Below are 16,639 nucleotides of genomic sequence, written 5' to 3'. Positions count from 1 at the left end.
GCTGTTCTTTTTGGTTTACGATTTGCGAACATGATTGGACTTGCGTACGCGGGGAATCGTTGAAGCAGGCTGTTTGCGAATCCAGCGGATAAATGGAATCATTCGTTCATCCTGTCTCAAGGATTGCAGATCCGTGAGACCAAGGGTTACAATGTCGCGATTGGTGTATAGCGAATGAATCTGTTTGTGACAGGGGATACACAGGTTGGCCGTTGGCAGAAATGTTCCGCCCATTTCTTTGGGTGTCAGATGATGAACGGTCGTGTTCACAGGTTCTCTTCCGCATAATTCACATCGATTACTTATGATCATCGCCTCCCTTTGTCACTTATATTATGGGCAGACAAGATGCCTTTCATGTTGAATATAGATCAAGGAATGTTACACCTGTAAGAAATAAGATTTTGTCACAGGATTCAATAAGTGATGTACTTGTTATCTTACAGTATTCGGGCTACACTTTCTTAAAGGATGATAGTCTTTAGGAGGTAAGAATACTTTTGAAAATGAACTCACATTCACATGATATGACAACTGCCAAATTCAATCGAACAGCTGTACAGGTAGCGGATGCCCAAGCCAAAATAGCTGCAAGAGTTACTGTAGGCTCCGTAGAGAAAGTTCATCTTGAATCTGCACATGGCCGCACACTTGCAGAGACGATTCAGGCACCTCATCCGTATCCATTCTTCCGGAGATCGGGTATGGATGGATTCGCTATTCTAAGTACAGATACCATAGATGCATCCAGCGAACATCAAGTTTGGTTTAGAGTAATTGACGAAATTCCTTGCGGCTACACCTCGGATCACACCATTGTTTCAGGTACGACGGCTCGCATCATGACCGGTGCACAGGTTCCGGAAGGTGCGGATGCGGTAGTTATGATGGAGATGACCGAGAGCAAGGTAGAGAATGGAGAACAATGGATTGCATTGAAACGGCACATATTGTCGGGTGCTAACATCACCCCCATTGGACTGGAAGTCCAAGAGGGACAGCAACTGCTCGAAGCAGGAACGATCATCAGGGCAGGAGAGCAGTCCGTGTTAGCTACTTTTGGCATAGCAGAAGTTCCCGTATTTCAACGTCCAAAGGTGGCGATATTCGCAACCGGCACGGAATTGCTTGATGTAGATGAGCCATTGCAACCAGGTCGGATTCGAAACAGCAACAGTTACATGCTGCGCTCTCTGGTTGTTGAAGCAGGAGGAGAGCCTGTGATGTATGGTTCCATTGCAGACGATGTGAATACAGCAAGGGCCAAATTGGAAGAAGCCATTCAAGATAATGATATCGTGGTGACCACAGGTGGTGTATCCGTCGGGGATTATGATATTATGGGCGAACTTGTGCTGGAAGAACATGTGGAGATGTTGTTTAACAAAGTGACGATGCGACCAGGCAGTGTGACCACAGCTGCTGTATATAAAGATAAATTGCTATTTGCACTTTCCGGTAACCCTGGGGCTTGTTTTGTGGGCTTTAGTTTGTTTGTTCGTCCAACCATTCGTTCCATGCAGGCGGATGCTCATCCTTATTTGGAAGAATGGACTGCGATCTTGGAAGAAGAGTACACCAAAGTGAACAATTTTACACGATTCGTTCGTGGACGCACAGAGATCCGCAACGGCATGGTGTACGCGATACCGGCTGCCGCCCGTGTAGATGAATCCAGCGTGATGATCACCATTAAGGACAGTGATTGCCTGATTGTTGTTCCACCTGAGAAAAAAGGTATTCCTGCGGGTGAGCAGGTACGTATTATTAAACTTCCCACAGGTCATGTGAGGTAGTTGGTAGATGACTACAATGAGTGATACAAAACCACATATCATACAGATTGTTGGATACAAGAACACGGGCAAGACAACCCTGACAGCCGCGTTGATCGGGCACTTTTCTTCCTTGGGACTTAAGGTAGCTGCGATTAAGCATGATGGACATGACCATTTTGAGATGGATCAAGAAGGAACGGATTCGTATCAATTTGGAGAGGCTGGGGCCTCGGCGGTGGTTGTCATGTCAGAGAAACGTACTGCGATTATGGAGCGACAGGCAACCAAGTTGGAGGATATGTTAAGTCATCTGTCCGGTTATGATTGGATTGTCATTGAAGGATTCAAGGATGCTTCTTATCCCAAATTCGTGATGGTTCGAGAAGAGGAAGATCTGACCTTGGTTGATCAGCTTGAAGGGGTAATCGGTATGATCTCATGGTTACCTTCAGAGCAGTTTATAGAGCGGAGCACCGTAAGCAGAGATATAACATGTTACTCGGTTCATGAAACGGAGGATATAGCCAAAGCGTTGTTAGCGATGGTTGAGAGCGAGTAAGGCAGAATCGTGGATTCGAATCGTGGAAACGTCAAGAAGTGGGATATTATGGTGGCTACACATGATTGAATGTACAGAGAGCGTGATTGATTCTTTTTTAAATATAACGTAATATTTATTATGTAAACTATAATTAATTCTACTTATGTTCTTCTTTTTGAATGATGCAAAAAACAAAAAAGCAGCAGACCTTTCTCGGATCGAAATCCTTGATGTGGCTTGCTGCTTTTATGTTGTTCGGGATGTTACATCCCGTCATCAGTACGACGTTCGATGGCTTCGGACATCGTTTTGTCGGTAAGGTGAGCATAGATCTCGGTTGTTTCCGTAGAAGCGTGTCCAAGCTGCTCCTTCGTTTTGTAAATATCATTTTGCAAATAATAATCGGTTGCGAATGAATGGCGTAATTTGTGCACAGTTAAGTATGGTTTGCCAAAGCGCTTGGCGTATTTCATAATCATGGCCTGGATCGCTCTTTTGGTCATTCGACTTCCTTCTGAATCTCCGTTACGCAAAGCAATGAACAGACCTTTCTCCCGCTTGGGCGTGCGGTAACGTGATTGCCGCAGGTTCATATAAGTTGCGAGTTCGTCCTTGGCCTGTTCCCTGAAATAAACGGGTGTTTTGTACGTCTCATCATTATTACCTTTACGATAAACATACAGGAGTTTGTTGTTCAGATCGAGATCATCGACGTTCAGGTTCACAACTTCCGAAACCCGTAAACCGGAATTCAGAATCAGGCTGGCAATGCAGGCGTCCCGTTCTTTATTGAGCTCATGGGAATACAGTGCCTGTTTGTTCTTTTCCATATCGACCGCGTAACCTTCAAGGATATAGCCGATAAATTCCAGCAGTTCCTCTTCCTCCAGGATTTTACCTTTGAGTTTGGCAGCGGTGTCCTTGGGTTTATGGGTACGCTTGATCTCAATTTTGGCCATAATGTTCCGCTTTAGCAAAGGATAAAAGTCTTCATCTTCCGCAATCTGGCTCAGGTAATGAAAAAGGGAGCGGAGGGAAGAGAGTTTGCGAGAGACGGTGATTCTGGAATTGGTTCCTTCCCGTTTGGTTGTGAGAAATAACCGATAGGCGGTAACTGAATCCATGCGTAGGACTTCCAGTTCAGTCAACGTAACTTCTTTATTAGAACTTGCCTCGGACAGCCCTTCTGCTCGCAACCATCCGAAGAAAGCTTCGTAATCTCTCAGATATTCGAGCAGGGTAGAGGGGGACAGGTCAGGCAGCTTGTAGTCCATGAATTGCTGAACGAACCAAGGCATGGAAGGTAGTTTGTCATCCAGCTTGCGTCGATCAATCTCTTTTTGCACGTTGGTCAAGTTCGACACCTCCATGTGAAAAACATATAAAATTAATATTCAATGTGCTAGTATTCTATGCTCTAGTGTACCATAATTTACATGCTCACAGCTTGTTCACGGAAGTAGTCAGTAATAGGGTATGCTTCCTTGCCCTTCGGCGCGTAAACCTTTAAAGTAATTAGTATACGTAAAGCAGAGGAGGTGAACCGGATGAATATGAAAATAGAACTGGTTCCCCGGGAACGCAGTCAGGTGATTCGGCATTTAATGCAATTTTATTTATATGATTTTACCAAATACCTGAATATTGATGTGGACAGTAACGGCATTTTTCCGGAATATCCCGGTCTGGAGGCATTCTGGGCAGAAAAGGACCGCAAGTTTCCTTTTTTGATTACAAGTGATGGGGCACCTGCAGGGTTTGCTCTGGTGGAGAAATTGGAGCCTGGTAGTAAGGATAATGACTACTATTTGACTGAGTTTTTTGTGATGCAAAAATATCGGCGCAGTGGAGTAGGCACTCGAGCAGCCTATGAGCTGTTCAAACGTTTTCCTGGAAGATGGAAAGTGACCCAGGTTCGTAACAATGTTATTGCCCAAGCGTTCTGGCGAAAAATTATAGGGGATTATACCGGAGGCCGTTTTCGAGAAAAGTTCCATCCGGAACTGGGCAATCCAAGCCAGTATTTTGTAACCTGATTCCCATCAGGGTTTACCTACATATAAAGCATTCTGCTTGAATGCTGAAATAAAGAATCTGATAAAGGGAGTGAGTAACATGAACGTACCCACATTCCATCTCGATGGACAGACAGCACTGGTGACAGGTGCGGGGAGAGGAATCGGAAAAGCAATTGCGATTGGACTTGCCCAGTCAGGCAGTGACGTTGTCCTTGTATCCCGAACGATGAAAGAAATTGAGGAGACAGCAGCCTACATCTATGAACAGACAGGGCGTAAAGCGCTCGCTCTGACTGCGGATGTGACATCAAAAGAACAAATGGAAGAGACGTTTCAAGAGGCGATCTCGGAGATGGGTAGTCTGGACATTCTGGTGAATAACGCAGGTATGAACATACGGACACCAGCACTTGAAGTAACGGACGAGCAGTGGGAGACCATCATGCAGACAAACTTAAAATCGGCTTTCTTCGCTTCGCAATTGGCGGGTCAGCATATGAAAGAACGTGGGACCGGGAAGATCATTAACATCTCTTCGGTAGGCGGCCATACGGCTTTGCGGACCGGGGTTGTATATGGTGCGACCAAAGCTGCATTAATTCATATGACCAAAGTGCTCGCGCTGGAATGGGGCAAGTATGGAATCCGTGTCAATTCAGTAGGGCCATGGTATTTCCGAACACCTCTTACTGAAAAACTGCTGGATGATCCCCAGTATTTGCAGGAAATTGTAAGCCGCACACCGCTACAGCGAGTGGGAGAACTGGAAGAAGTGGTAGGGCCGGTTGTATTTCTGGCATCAGATGCAGCGGGATACATAACGGGTCAGACGTTATTGGTTGACGGTGGAATGTCCATTTATGGATTTTAAATAAATGAAGTTGGTTACATTTTGGAAAAGTGGGTGGCATAACCCACTCATGGGTAATAACATAGGGAAAGTTAATCAATATTTCTATTTATCTGTACCCAATTCACTGAACTTGGAGGAAGATAACCATGGAAACGCGCAAGTACGGTAATACTGGCATGAACGTAAGTACACTTGGATTTGGCGGAGCGGAAATAGGCAAAAATGTATCCAAAACGGATGTAGCGACATTGCTGAATAGTGCCCTGGATGCTGGATTAAACGTGATAGACACGGCTGAATGTTACGGTGACAGCGAGGAATTAATCGGTGAGGTGCTGTCACATCGGCGTGATGACTACTATTTGTTCACCAAATGTGGACATGCTGCCGGGATCGAAGGTCCGGATTGGGATGCCAAAGTACTGGAGCAAACGATTGACCGTAGTCTGAAACGGCTGAAAACCGACTATGTGGATGTTATCCATTTGCATAGCTGCTCGGAAGAAGTACTCCGACAAGGAGCAGTGATCGAAGTACTGCAGCGTGCCAAAGAATCAGGTAAGACCAGATTTATCGGATACAGTGGGGATACAACAGATGCGCTATATGCGATTCAGACCGGAGTATTTGACAGCCTGGAGACTTCATTAAATATCGCAGATCAGGAAGCAATTGATCTTACGTTGCCTGAGGCAAGGAAGAGAAACATGGGTGTAATCGCCAAAAGACCTATTGCCAATGCGGCCTGGATGTATGAAACACTTTCGGAAGAGGCTTATCCATTTATATACTGGAAGCGCTTAAGCGAACTTAACTATGGTTTTCTGGGTGAAGATGCCCAGGCAGCGGTGGAGACAGCACTGCGTTTTACGCTAAGTACGGAAGGTATAGATACGGCTATTGTAGGAACAGCCAAGCCCAATCGCTGGCAGCAAAATGCCGACCTTGTGGCTAAAGGCGCATTACCACAGGAAATATATGATGAGATTAGAGCACGATGGAAAGAAATCGCCGGAGCAGATTGGACTGGCCGGACTTAAATCAGAAATATTAGCGAGGCCGCCATATGGCGGCTTTTTTTATGACAAACATAAAATATTTTCAACATATGAAAAATTCACAACAACTTTCGGATCAGGGGCTGCGAAAAATTTTAGGGAATAATACCTATATGTCAGCTTAGTCCGAAACGGGTGAAGGATGAAAGAGGAAAAATCCCAGGAAATATCCCTTCTTATAAGCGACTAAATTTATAAAAAACGACGAAGATATTGAGAAAATACGAAAAATAGGAAATCTACGTTCTATTTAAAAGAAATAACGACTTAGTTATAATATTTCAATATATGAAAAATTCACAATAGAAAGATCCTTTTCTCACCTTAGTTACCATCTCTCATATAGCCACATTGACGCACCACCAAGTTTAAAAGGAAAACCATTTTAAGCGATTGAAGTCAACCCCTTTTTTTGCGGATTTAAATCAAATTGAAAATATATCTTTATGAATAAAGCTTAAAAAGCATACAGCTTAAATTCATCATCAGAATAGTTTTAACATATTAATTATTATGTAAACAAATAATAATTCTTTTGGCAATACAGACATAAAACCTCCATGACCTGTAAATCGTAAGGGGATAAGGCAGAAGGAGGAGCTTCATGAAAAGTCAGCAACACCGTAAAAACGACGACGAAAAACTAAGTTGGTTCAGCCTATCCTTGTTTGGCGCGGGTTGCACACTGGGAACGGGATTTTTTCTAGGGACCAGTCTGGCGATTCATTGGGCTGGCATATCCGTACTTATATTGTTGGTGCTGGCGGCGGCAGGTACTTACTTTGTATTTGGTGCGCTGGCACAGATGACGGCAGAAGATCCTAAGGAAGGCGCTTTTCGAACGTATGCGGGCGAAGCATTCGGACCTTGGGCTGGTTTTGGTAGTGGATGGATGTACTGGTTCTCTGAAATGCTCATCATGGGCAGCTCATTAACGGCACTTGGGCTGTTCTCTCAATTCTGGTTTCCCAAGTTTCCACTTTGGGCATTTGTTGCGATCTATGCCGCTATAGGTCTGTTCATCGCTGCACTGGGAGCGAAGGGATTAACCAAAACGGAGAATGTTCTTGCTGTAATCAAACTTGCTGCAACGGTTGCATTTATAGCTATAGCAGGAGCGGCTTGTCTGGGTTGGTTACCTGTAAAAGTAACACCAGAGCAATTGAAGAATGAATGGTTCCCGCATGGAGGTAAAGGCGTATGGACCGGTTTCATCTATGCATTCTTTGCTTTTGCCGGGATAGAGGTTATGGGCTTGATGGCAGCTAACCTGAAAGAACCAAAAGATGCAGTGAAATCAGGTCGAGTGATGCTATTATCGGTGAGTACACTCTATGTGATTGCAATTGCGTTGATCCTGTTGCTTGTGCCTTCAGCTCAGTTAACTCCAGATGAAAGTCCGCTTGTCAAAGCCATGTCAACCATTGGATTCACTGTTGTGGTCCACATTCTCAACGGGATTCTGATTATAGCCGGTTTCTCGACGATGGTGGCTTCGTTATATGCCATTACGTCCATGTTGGTGAAACTCGCGGAAGATGGAGATGCACCAAAGCTGTTCACGAAGACCTGGGGAAAAAAGGACATGCCACTTCAGGCATTGTGTTGCACAGCGGCTGGATTAGTCCTGTCTACGTTGATGGCATTATGGATGCCCAAGAGTTTGTTTGAATATGTGACGACAGCAGGTAGTCTGGTATTAATGTATACATGGCTGCTCATCTGCATCACGTACATTAAAAAAATGAAGCCTGTGAAGTGGAATCGCATCAAAGTGTGGATTGCCATAGTATTAATTGTGGCTGCTGTGGCTGGGACAGCGATGGAAAAAGCCAGCAGAACGGGCCTGCTGGCAAGTATGGGACTTGTGGTGTTCCTTGGGATCATCACGTATGTTGTTCATAAGGTACGTGGCTCGAAACCACCGCAGTCAGCACCATCCAAACCATAAGCAACTCTCTTCTCAGCAACTCTTGTGGAGGTCGTATAACGGATTAATGAGTGCTTTAAGATTATTTCGTCAACTTGCCTAAGGCTTGCTTCATCCGCATGAATGGACATTTGGAAGGTGTCTGCTCATCATCAGGCAGGAAATACTGTTTCCATTCCAGATTATCCTGCTGACCATACCACATCAGCGAAGGGTGAGCAGGTACAGCATCATACGCAGCAAGACGTTTGCGAATTAAGGTTTTCATTTTACGGCCAAGAGGGGTGTTGTCATTAATGGATTCGAATACCCACCGTGGTTGAAAAGCAAACATCAGATAAGGAAAATGCCGGCTGGCTCGGAGTTCATGTGCAGGAGTTGCACAGAAACAAAAGTAAGGCTCTCCGCCAAAGCAAAACTCCCATGATGAATCATGAGGATCGGTTGAAATATGTTCCGGCCACGGCTCGGTATCGTGTGAACTTACCCGATTAAGCATTTGCCAGAATAACGTCTGATATTGCTCTACCGTTGTATGATCTTTCAGATCACTTGGCGTCTCACAGATCACAACCATGGAAGCGTAATGACCAGTGTCTCTGGAGACAGGACCATATTGTCTAAGCAGATCGGCCATATCTTCGGCAGCATTTTCAGATCGGGGGTCACACGTAAAGCCGTACCTCAAATGTCCTGACAGAAATCCCATTCGTCCAGGTACACATGGATACGTATTATCTTCGTCGGCGATCATTTTACCAAATTGCGAATAAGCGTCCTGCTGCCAAGATGGAAGACGCTCAAACAAGGTGTTTATTTCGTCGGCACTATACAGCTCCGCCATTGATTCCCAACTCCATTCCACATGATACCGTTACAGTATTAATGTGGGGGAAGTTGGGTGACTGTCCAGTCTGATTTTGTTGTCAGAAAAAAATGGAACGTACAGCTTCATACCCAAAATACAAACCAAATCCGATCAGGCAGATTCCCGATATGATGGAGATCCAGCGTAATACATTTTCACTGCTATGTTTGTGGAATCGACTGGCCATGCCAGCCATAATGACATCCCACACCAGAATACCAATGAATATGCCAGAACTGTAGAGCAGCAAATGAGCGGTATCCGTATGTTTCACAGTTGTCGCGAGAATAGAGCCATAGATCCCCAGCCAAAATAAAATATTCAGTGGATTGGACAGGGCCATCAAAAATCCGGATATAAACGATTTTCGAACAGTCGCTTCCGCAGTTGATGTACCTTGAATGCCTTGCTTTAGCTTCGAGAGCGTTTCCACTCCCGTGTAAATCAGAATAAAACTGCCAAATGACCAGAGAAAAGAGCGCATGAACGGCGTGTCCAGAAAATGGGCAACTCCAAAATAAATCAGCAGCATATACACCAAATCTGCAAACATAGCTCCGAGTCCTAGAATCCAGGCATGCATGAATCCATGTCGGGCTCCACGGTCGAGTTGAGCTGCGTTAATCGGACCGATTGGAGCGGACAATGATATTCCCAGAATGATATAACTGAACAGTACAGACATAAACACGTTCACTCCTTAACGGGTTCGATGAATTGTACCAGTCGTCACAGAAAATGGGTACAAGTCATCGTATTCCCGCAAGGAGTGAATTAGAACAAACTACTTTTATCTCATACTGCGTCAAGGCCTTGTTATTCTGTTAAAGTTCCACATCCAATTGAATTGGGGTGCAGTTGTATCCGTTGCATGAGCTTTCTTCACAAGGACAGGCAGAGAGTCCAATTGTGAGATCCATTAATGCCTCCATCTCGATATAATCACCTGCACGAGAGTCGGGAGCTACAACATCAATCTTGCCTTCACTGTCTACAACGGACTTCATAAACAAGTTAAACGGATAGTGTTGATCGGGTGGTAGAATCCCGAAGGGTTCCAGTGCCGTGTTCAGATTGTGATAACAACTGGCGTGATCCTTTTTGTCATATAACACCTCATACATCTCTGGACGACAAGCAGAGTTGAAGAAATCATGTACCCCAACGGTGTCACGGACAATCTTGAGTAAAGGTTGATATTGATTGGAATACACAAACTGTCCTGGTTTAATTCGGTAAGTACGCAATACGTCCATTGTCACGCCGGGGTCCAAGCGATGGTTAGCATCTGTTGCATCGTATGCCACAAAATCAATGACTTGTTGTCCCTCCAGATCCGTTATGCGTAGTAAAGAACCCTTGTTTACTTTCAGGGCATATCCCGTTTTGGCAGGGATACGATAAGATTGTTTATGGCGCTGATTTGTATTCATCTGTCACATTCCTCCGCTACTGTTTGCTTTCAGTATGCGGAGCAGATGAAGCTTTCATTCACTGTTATGGCGACGTACTCTACTCAGGCAGAAACATCTAATGATGAAATTAAACACAAACCACATTATATGCCTTTATGCAGGGAACAGTGGATTACCTCTCATTCCAATCCAAAGCTCTGATTGTTCAAGCTGTCCAGCCAGATGTAATAACCAATCTTCGCGTCCTTTGGTTGCCATCACTTGAACGCCCATTGGCAAACCTTCAGGTGTCATATGCAGAGGTACACTTATCGCAGGCTGGCCTGTCAGATTTGCAAGCTGGGTGAACGGTGTATACGTAAGACTTGGCTCAAACATTTCATAGATGAGTTGCTGCTGCTGGGTCTTGTCCAATTCACTAATTCGCATCAGATTACGGATCTGTTTGTCATGAGGCGTTAATTCACCAATCTTAGGCGCAGGAAAAGCATTAACAGGTGTGACGTAGAAGTCATAACGCTCGAACAAAGTGGACATCTGAGCTGCAGCTACATCCCATTCAGCTAAGCTATGTACAAATTCCGCAGCGGACACCTTTTTGCCTGCTTCAGCCAGAACCCAAGATTCGATCTCCATATCATCGGAGGTCAGAGCCTGGCCCATGGATCGTTCCATGGAAGAGATCATCGCAGCCATCTCACCGCTGTTCATCATGTAATAATTCTCCATCAACCGAACTCCGTTGACGGGACTCAGCTTTTCTTCAACATGATGACCTTGATTTTCCAACCAGCGAACGAGCTTGTATACAGACTCTTTGGCTTCTGCGCTGACAGGTGTTCCCACGGGCGAATCCGTTGTGTATGCAATTTTCAGTTTGCGTTGATGTGGATAGCTCATATCAGCCAAGTAACTGCCTGGAAAGAGTGGAGCATGGAACGCAGCTTCGGGCTGAATGACTTGTAACGTATCAAGCAATGCAGCGCTGTCCCGAACCGAGCGAGAGAGGGCAAAATCAATCGATGCGCCTTGCCATTGACGACCAACTCCCGGTCCTACAGGTGTGCGCCCGCGGGTTGGCTTTAACCCAAACAATCCGCTAAAGGAAGCCGGGATACGAATCGAACCTCCTCCGTCACTGGCTCCGGCAAGAGGAACAATACCCGAAGCTACAGCAGCAGCGGCACCACCACTTGAACCACCCGGGGAGTGATTGATATTCCATGGATTGCGAGTGGAACCATGAAGACGGGGCTCGGTAATATTTTTCAAACCAAATTCAGGCGTATTGGTATGTCCTATGAAGATAAAGCCTGCATCACGGAGTCGAGTGACAAAATTGGAATTGCGTAATGCACGATGCTCGCTGAACAAACGGGAGCCTGAAGTCAGAAATTCACCTTCCAAGGATTGCGAGATATCTTTCAGGAGCAGGGGAACACCGGCAAAAGGTTGTTCTCCAGGTCGAACCAAACCGGCTTCCTCCCGTGCACGAGATTCATATGTACGAATAACCGCATTAAGTTGCGGATTCACTTCTTCAAGGCGTGCAAACGCCGCTTCAAGCATTTCAACCGGGGATACTTCCCGGGATCGGATCAGTTCAGCCAAACCTACGGCGTCGTAGGAGGTATATGAGAATGAAGACATTATGATCGTTCCTCTCTGAATATATTTCATCTGTTTATTCCATATGTCATCGTACCACCGGATTAGACAAAAGACAAAAGACAAAAGACAAAAGACAAAAGACAAAAGATAGAAGAGACGTAGTGCGATGATATGCATACTCGTTATGAGGTTGGAGGGAAAAGAGGGGGATTTGCATTTGCGAAATAGAGATAAAGCAAAGGGTTAATAGCTCATATTGCTAATTGAGAAAATGAACGAGTAATATCGAGTCATGGAAATAAAAAACCACTGCTCATCTAATTTGATGTGCAATGGTTTTATTTTATATTTGACTATTTGTTTATATGTGAACCTCAGATATATCCACTTACTCTGTACGCAGCTTCGGTGCAGCATCGGCCGCAGTTGATGATCTTTCCTGCTGTCTGGAAATGGCGAAGAGGGCCACCCAGATCAGAATAAAACCAAGCAGCTGCTCCCATGTAATCAGTGTACGGAAAGCAATCCAGTTCACCAACACACCCGCCATCGGGAAGCTAAGTTCTGCGAGTGTTGCAACAGAGGCTTTGGTTGACGACAGACCTTTGTAATACAACAGAAGACTGAGCAAACCTGGCAACAATGCCTGACCGAGAATGTTGAGGATGACAGCAGACTGTTCACCCGTTCCGGACGGAAATGTCCATGCCGCACCTTCGTTCCACGTCATAAAGATCAGGAGCGGGAGAGCAACGACAAAGCGCAGGGAGGTTACCGTTTCATAACGCGCCTGCCCCAGCATCAATCGGCCCATAACGGTTGAACCTCCCCATAAGGCAGCAGCCCCAAGGGATAACAAGCTTCCAGCATGAATCCAGTTGTCCCAGTTACCTAATGGCAATGTGAAGCCAAATGTAAGCAGGTAGGTTCCTGCTAATGCAATGAAGAACAATCCACCGAAGCGGCGTGGTAACGTTTCTTTTAATAACAGTTTAGCCAGCACGATAGCGAAGAGTGGTTGCATTTTTTGCAATAAAAGCACCGTATTCGGATCGTTATGTGTTAGTGCCATGGTGAACAATACCGTTGCGAGTGCTGATCCTCCCCATGAAATAAAAATCACGGCAATCCAGTGGCGAGCACGCAGGTTTTTCAGATCAGCTCGAAATTTCCACAGTACGGGAATGGCAATAAGACTGACGATGATGTGTTCCACCAGTACAATCTGCGTGGATGTCATCGTATTTAGCAAAATAATGCGGAAGAGTGGGTCGACACCCCATAAAGCGGCGCCGAGAACTACAAGCCAGAATCCGGTATTACTTCGTTCCTTGCGGTAAACAGGTGATGCTGCTGATGTCTTTTCCATATTCAGGACTCCTTCGTCAGAACACGGAATCTTCAGTTGGCAAAATCGACAAAAGCCCCCGTTTTGGTATAAACCAAATAAACGGGGGCTCATCCAAGGACATGCGTCAGGAAAGAGGCCTTTCCGTGAACGGCATGTCAATGTGTTGATCTTCTCTCATCCGGACTGTACCGTCGGCCTTGGATTCACACCAAGTCAGTCGCTAAATGTCCTTCGTTAAGAACATATAGCGAGTCGCGGGCTGGTTCCGAAGAACATCACCGCCGGTTGGGAATTGCACCCTACCCCGAAGATCCTATTCAATTATATAGTGTGTTGAACAAGCTGTAACATTAATAAGTTCATCTTATTCCTGTAAGCGCTAGCAGTTCAAGCATTTTTTTTAGAAAATGATTTTCCAGCTTCCTTGCTGTCTGCGAAGGAGCACGATCTGACCTGCGTGATACGCATCATGGAGTATCCAGCGAGCTAGTTCGTGTGCCCATTTCTCTCCGGAGTCCATATATGCGGCTTCAAGATCAGACTCTTGTAGTGCAGCCAATTGATCTCGCAACTGTTGGGCTAATCGAGTTGTACCCTGTAGCAGTGTATTCCATCCGGCTGCGTCCGTTGCATCTCCCGGATTCCCAAATGTGTACTCATTGGAGTCTACAGCAGGAAGGGTAGGCTCCTTACCTTGCATGCGACACAATAAGCGATGGTTGTAATAATACATATGGTTAACCAACTGCCAGATGCTTAATCCCCCTGAGGGTGGAATCCAGGCTGCTTGTTCTGCTGTAAGACCCTCCAAGGATTTCGACAAAGGTACAATCCAATTACATTGATCCCAAGTATCATCCTTTTGAATAAGTAACACATCTTGTGCTGTTGTTTTTGTCATTGTCTTTTCCTCCTTGCGTATAATTGTGATTTGTGATGTAACTAGCTAAAACTGATTAATGAGGTTACACTTAATATAACACATCAAAGATGAGTTGTAACCTTCTTTGTTAAATTAGATAGTTACAATAAACGGAGGTATATATATGGATAGGTTATGGACCGATTTTGTGAACAGCGATTATCATGACTGGCGTGGGGGAGATCGATCGGAGGACAGGCTAGGGAAGGCGAGCTGGCAGCAAGACTTTCTGGATCGATGGCAACTTAACGCTTCTGTCCCTGCATCTCCAGAAGATGAGTTGTCGATGAGAAACTTCAGGAACGAATTGATGGCTCTTGGAGCCCGCTTGTCTTCAGGAACATCATTAACGGATATAGAAAAACAATGGTTGAATGGCGTTATGGAAGCAGGGCATGTGAGAAGAAAATTGAATACAATTGATCAGGAACTGAAACTCCAACTGGTAGCTGTGGAAGCGCATTGGCATCAAGTTATGGCTGAAGTAGCTGCTGATTTTGCTTTGACTTTGGTGGAGGGAGAAGGGGGCAGGATTCGGATCTGTGATAATTCGGATTGTCGCTGGATGTTCTATGATGATACCCGAAGCAGAACACAGAAGTACTGTGATGATAAGATGTGTGGAAATCTGATGAAGGTCAGAAGATTTCGGGCGAAACGCAAATCCCAAAATTGATAAATACTAACAATAACTATATAATGTATATATACTAGCGAAAAAATAGTCAGAAGCAGTACAGATTCGTAAGCAGGATGTGATCGTCTTTCAAACCAAAATAGATGGGAGATGTTTCTTGTGCGGACAAGTTATCTGTTGAAAAATGGCTGTGTGTTGTCGATGGATGCTAAAATTGGACAGTATAAGAGGGCGGACGTTCTGATTCAGGATTCACTGATCATGGCTATCCAGCCCGACCTGGATATTCCGGATGCGGAGATCATTGATGCTTCATCGATGATTATTATGCCTGGGCTGGTGGACACACATCGGCATGTGTGGGAATCACTGGTCAAAACAGCGGGAACCAACTGGTCCTTGCCAGTCTATTTGCAAAATCTCTATTATGGTGCGATGGGAAGCAAGCTCCGTCCAAAAGATAGTTATATTGCCAACTTACTCGGTTCCTTGGAAGCGCTTAATGCAGGAGTGACAACGGTGTTGGATTGGAGCATGCCGTATTCACCTGACCATACGGATGAACTGATTCGTGGACTTCAGGATGCTGGCATTCGGGCGGTATTTGCTCACGGAGTCCCTGGTGAGACGAACTACTGGAATCGGGATAGCCAACTCACGTATTCGAATAATGATGTGAGAAGAGTCAAAGAACGTTATTTTTCATCACGGGATCAATTGCTTACTTATGGGCTTGCCATTCGTGGTCCGGAATTCAGTCATTGGGATACAACCGTGAAAGAGATCGAACTAGCACAAGAGCTGGATGCGATCTGTTCCATGCATGCCGGATTTGGCAGTTGGGGGTCTGTGGATCGTTCCATTAGTCAATTGTACGAAGCGGGGCTGTTAAGTCCACGAGTGAATATCGTTCATGGTAACACCATGGGCATGGATGAATACAAAATGCTGGCCGATAGCGGTGCTTCCTTGTCGGTCACACCTGAGGTTGAAATGATGATGGGTCATGGATATCCGGCCACCGGCTATTTTCTTGAACATGGGGGAACCCCTACACTTGGTGTAGATGTGGTAACGTCCACAGGCGGAGATATGTTCTCGCAGATGAAGTTTGCACTTCAGGCTGAACGATCCAGAGCCAATGAACAACTTTTGCAGCAGGGTGAGATGCCTGGTGAGTTGAACTTGCAGTCCAGCCAAGTACTGAGATTTGCAACTTCGGCTGGTGCCCAAGCATTGGGATTGGAGCAGAAGGTGGGTACGTTGACCCCAGGGAAGGAAGCAGATCTGATCATGATTCGTACCACCGATCTGAATATGTTCCCTGTTCATGATCCAATCGGCGCTGTTGTGCAATTTGCCAATCCATCCAATGTGGATACGGTCTTTGTGGCAGGTAGACTCGTGAAGCGAGAGGGTAAGCTGTTGCATGTTGATTTGGATGCGATTCGTCATACGGCGATGCAGAGCAAAGAGTATTTGTTATCCCAATACCGGATGTCAGATGCAGAGAGAATTGCTTTCTCATAATTTACTTTTTCATAAAAGCCTATATAAGATCAGTTCGTATTTTCATATACACCTCTAGCTGTATAAAGAGGAAAGGAAGAGCCATATCATGCGATGTGGCTCTTTTACATGCTTGCATATCGTCGAA

16 protein-coding genes and 1 riboswitch are annotated in these 16,639 nt (G+C 45.3%); of the genes, 8 read left to right on the top strand and 8 right to left on the bottom strand.

Annotated elements, in window-relative coordinates:
• Positions 1 to 15 precede the first annotated feature (15 nt).
• A complete protein-coding gene (locus MHI12_RS17505; protein WP_341007855.1) occupies positions 16 to 312 on the bottom strand; it encodes an HNH endonuclease in 297 nt (98 codons plus the stop codon).
• Positions 313 to 506: 194 nt separating this feature from the next.
• Between MHI12_RS17505 and glp the strand changes: the two genes are divergently transcribed.
• On the top strand, positions 507 to 1,796 hold the full coding sequence (glp, locus tag MHI12_RS17500; RefSeq protein WP_405173015.1) for a gephyrin-like molybdotransferase Glp: 1,290 nt from the start codon (positions 507 to 509) through the stop codon (positions 1,794 to 1,796).
• Between the two features lie 7 nt (positions 1,797 to 1,803).
• The gene (gene mobB / locus MHI12_RS17495; protein WP_405169896.1) at positions 1,804 to 2,337 is read left to right on the top strand and encodes a molybdopterin-guanine dinucleotide biosynthesis protein B; all 534 of its coding nucleotides are present in this window, start codon (positions 1,804 to 1,806) and stop codon (positions 2,335 to 2,337) included.
• Positions 2,338 to 2,582: 245 nt separating this feature from the next.
• Here the strand turns inward: mobB and xerS are convergent, their stop codons facing one another.
• A complete protein-coding gene (gene xerS / locus MHI12_RS17490) occupies positions 2,583 to 3,689 on the bottom strand; it encodes a tyrosine recombinase XerS (protein ID WP_076210138.1) in 1,107 nt (368 codons plus the stop codon).
• A gap of 177 nt (positions 3,690 to 3,866) precedes the next feature.
• Here xerS and MHI12_RS17485 point away from each other — a divergent pair, with 177 nt between their 5' ends.
• The 4 genes from MHI12_RS17485 (at position 3,867) to MHI12_RS17470 (ending at position 8,199) form a co-directional block, all read left to right on the top strand.
• Positions 3,867 to 4,355, top strand: a complete 489-nt coding sequence (locus MHI12_RS17485; RefSeq protein WP_036613700.1) for a GNAT family N-acetyltransferase — start codon at positions 3,867 to 3,869, stop codon at positions 4,353 to 4,355.
• A gap of 79 nt (positions 4,356 to 4,434) precedes the next feature.
• Positions 4,435 to 5,208 carry an SDR family NAD(P)-dependent oxidoreductase gene (locus MHI12_RS17480; RefSeq protein WP_127550538.1) on the top strand — a complete coding sequence of 258 codons (774 nt, stop codon included), beginning with the start codon at positions 4,435 to 4,437 and terminating at the stop codon, positions 5,206 to 5,208.
• Between the two features lie 128 nt (positions 5,209 to 5,336).
• The gene (locus MHI12_RS17475) at positions 5,337 to 6,230 is read left to right on the top strand and encodes an aldo/keto reductase (RefSeq protein WP_405169895.1); all 894 of its coding nucleotides are present in this window, start codon (positions 5,337 to 5,339) and stop codon (positions 6,228 to 6,230) included.
• A gap of 622 nt (positions 6,231 to 6,852) precedes the next feature.
• The gene (locus MHI12_RS17470; RefSeq protein ID WP_405169894.1) at positions 6,853 to 8,199 is read left to right on the top strand and encodes an amino acid permease; all 1,347 of its coding nucleotides are present in this window, start codon (positions 6,853 to 6,855) and stop codon (positions 8,197 to 8,199) included.
• Between the two features lie 61 nt (positions 8,200 to 8,260).
• On the opposite strand, the gene MHI12_RS17465 is transcribed toward MHI12_RS17470, so the two are convergent.
• The 6 genes from MHI12_RS17465 to MHI12_RS17440 form a co-directional block, all read right to left on the bottom strand.
• Positions 8,261 to 9,022 carry a YqcI/YcgG family protein gene (locus tag MHI12_RS17465; RefSeq protein ID WP_341007849.1) on the bottom strand — a complete coding sequence of 254 codons (762 nt, stop codon included), beginning with the start codon at positions 9,020 to 9,022 and terminating at the stop codon, positions 8,261 to 8,263.
• Between the two features lie 82 nt (positions 9,023 to 9,104).
• Positions 9,105 to 9,731 (bottom strand): LysE family translocator, encoded by a 627-nt coding sequence (locus tag MHI12_RS17460; RefSeq protein WP_017688112.1) that lies wholly within the window; start codon positions 9,729 to 9,731, stop codon positions 9,105 to 9,107.
• 139 nt (positions 9,732 to 9,870) lie between these two features.
• The gene (locus tag MHI12_RS17455; RefSeq protein WP_074095440.1) at positions 9,871 to 10,479 is read right to left on the bottom strand and encodes a DUF1989 domain-containing protein; all 609 of its coding nucleotides are present in this window, start codon (positions 10,477 to 10,479) and stop codon (positions 9,871 to 9,873) included.
• Positions 10,480 to 10,614: 135 nt separating this feature from the next.
• Positions 10,615 to 12,111 carry an amidase gene (locus MHI12_RS17450; protein WP_405169893.1) on the bottom strand — a complete coding sequence of 499 codons (1,497 nt, stop codon included), beginning with the start codon at positions 12,109 to 12,111 and terminating at the stop codon, positions 10,615 to 10,617.
• 349 nt (positions 12,112 to 12,460) lie between these two features.
• Positions 12,461 to 13,441 (bottom strand): DMT family transporter, encoded by a 981-nt coding sequence (locus MHI12_RS17445; protein WP_405169892.1) that lies wholly within the window; start codon positions 13,439 to 13,441, stop codon positions 12,461 to 12,463.
• Positions 13,442 to 13,585: 144 nt separating this feature from the next.
• A riboswitch (FMN riboswitch) is annotated at positions 13,586 to 13,739 on the bottom strand.
• A gap of 84 nt (positions 13,740 to 13,823) precedes the next feature.
• On the bottom strand, positions 13,824 to 14,324 hold the full coding sequence (locus tag MHI12_RS17440; protein WP_405169891.1) for a DinB family protein: 501 nt from the start codon (positions 14,322 to 14,324) through the stop codon (positions 13,824 to 13,826).
• A gap of 145 nt (positions 14,325 to 14,469) precedes the next feature.
• On the opposite strand from MHI12_RS17440, the gene MHI12_RS17435 reads away from it, so the two are divergent.
• Together MHI12_RS17435 and MHI12_RS17430 are read left to right on the top strand one after the other, a co-directional pair.
• Positions 14,470 to 15,021, top strand: coding sequence for a CGNR zinc finger domain-containing protein (locus tag MHI12_RS17435; RefSeq protein ID WP_405169890.1), 552 nt, complete (start codon positions 14,470 to 14,472; stop codon positions 15,019 to 15,021).
• A gap of 120 nt (positions 15,022 to 15,141) precedes the next feature.
• Entirely contained in the window at positions 15,142 to 16,512 is a 1,371-nt protein-coding gene (locus MHI12_RS17430) for an amidohydrolase family protein (RefSeq protein WP_405169889.1), read from the top strand.
• Positions 16,513 to 16,639 lie beyond the last annotated feature (127 nt).

This window comes from Paenibacillus sp. FSL H8-0280, assembly GCF_045040665.1.
Lineage (GTDB): Bacteria > Bacillota > Bacilli > Paenibacillales > Paenibacillaceae > Paenibacillus > Paenibacillus xylanexedens_A.
Note: the sequence above shows the minus strand (reverse complement) of the source record. Positions and strands in the feature narration are given on the sequence as shown.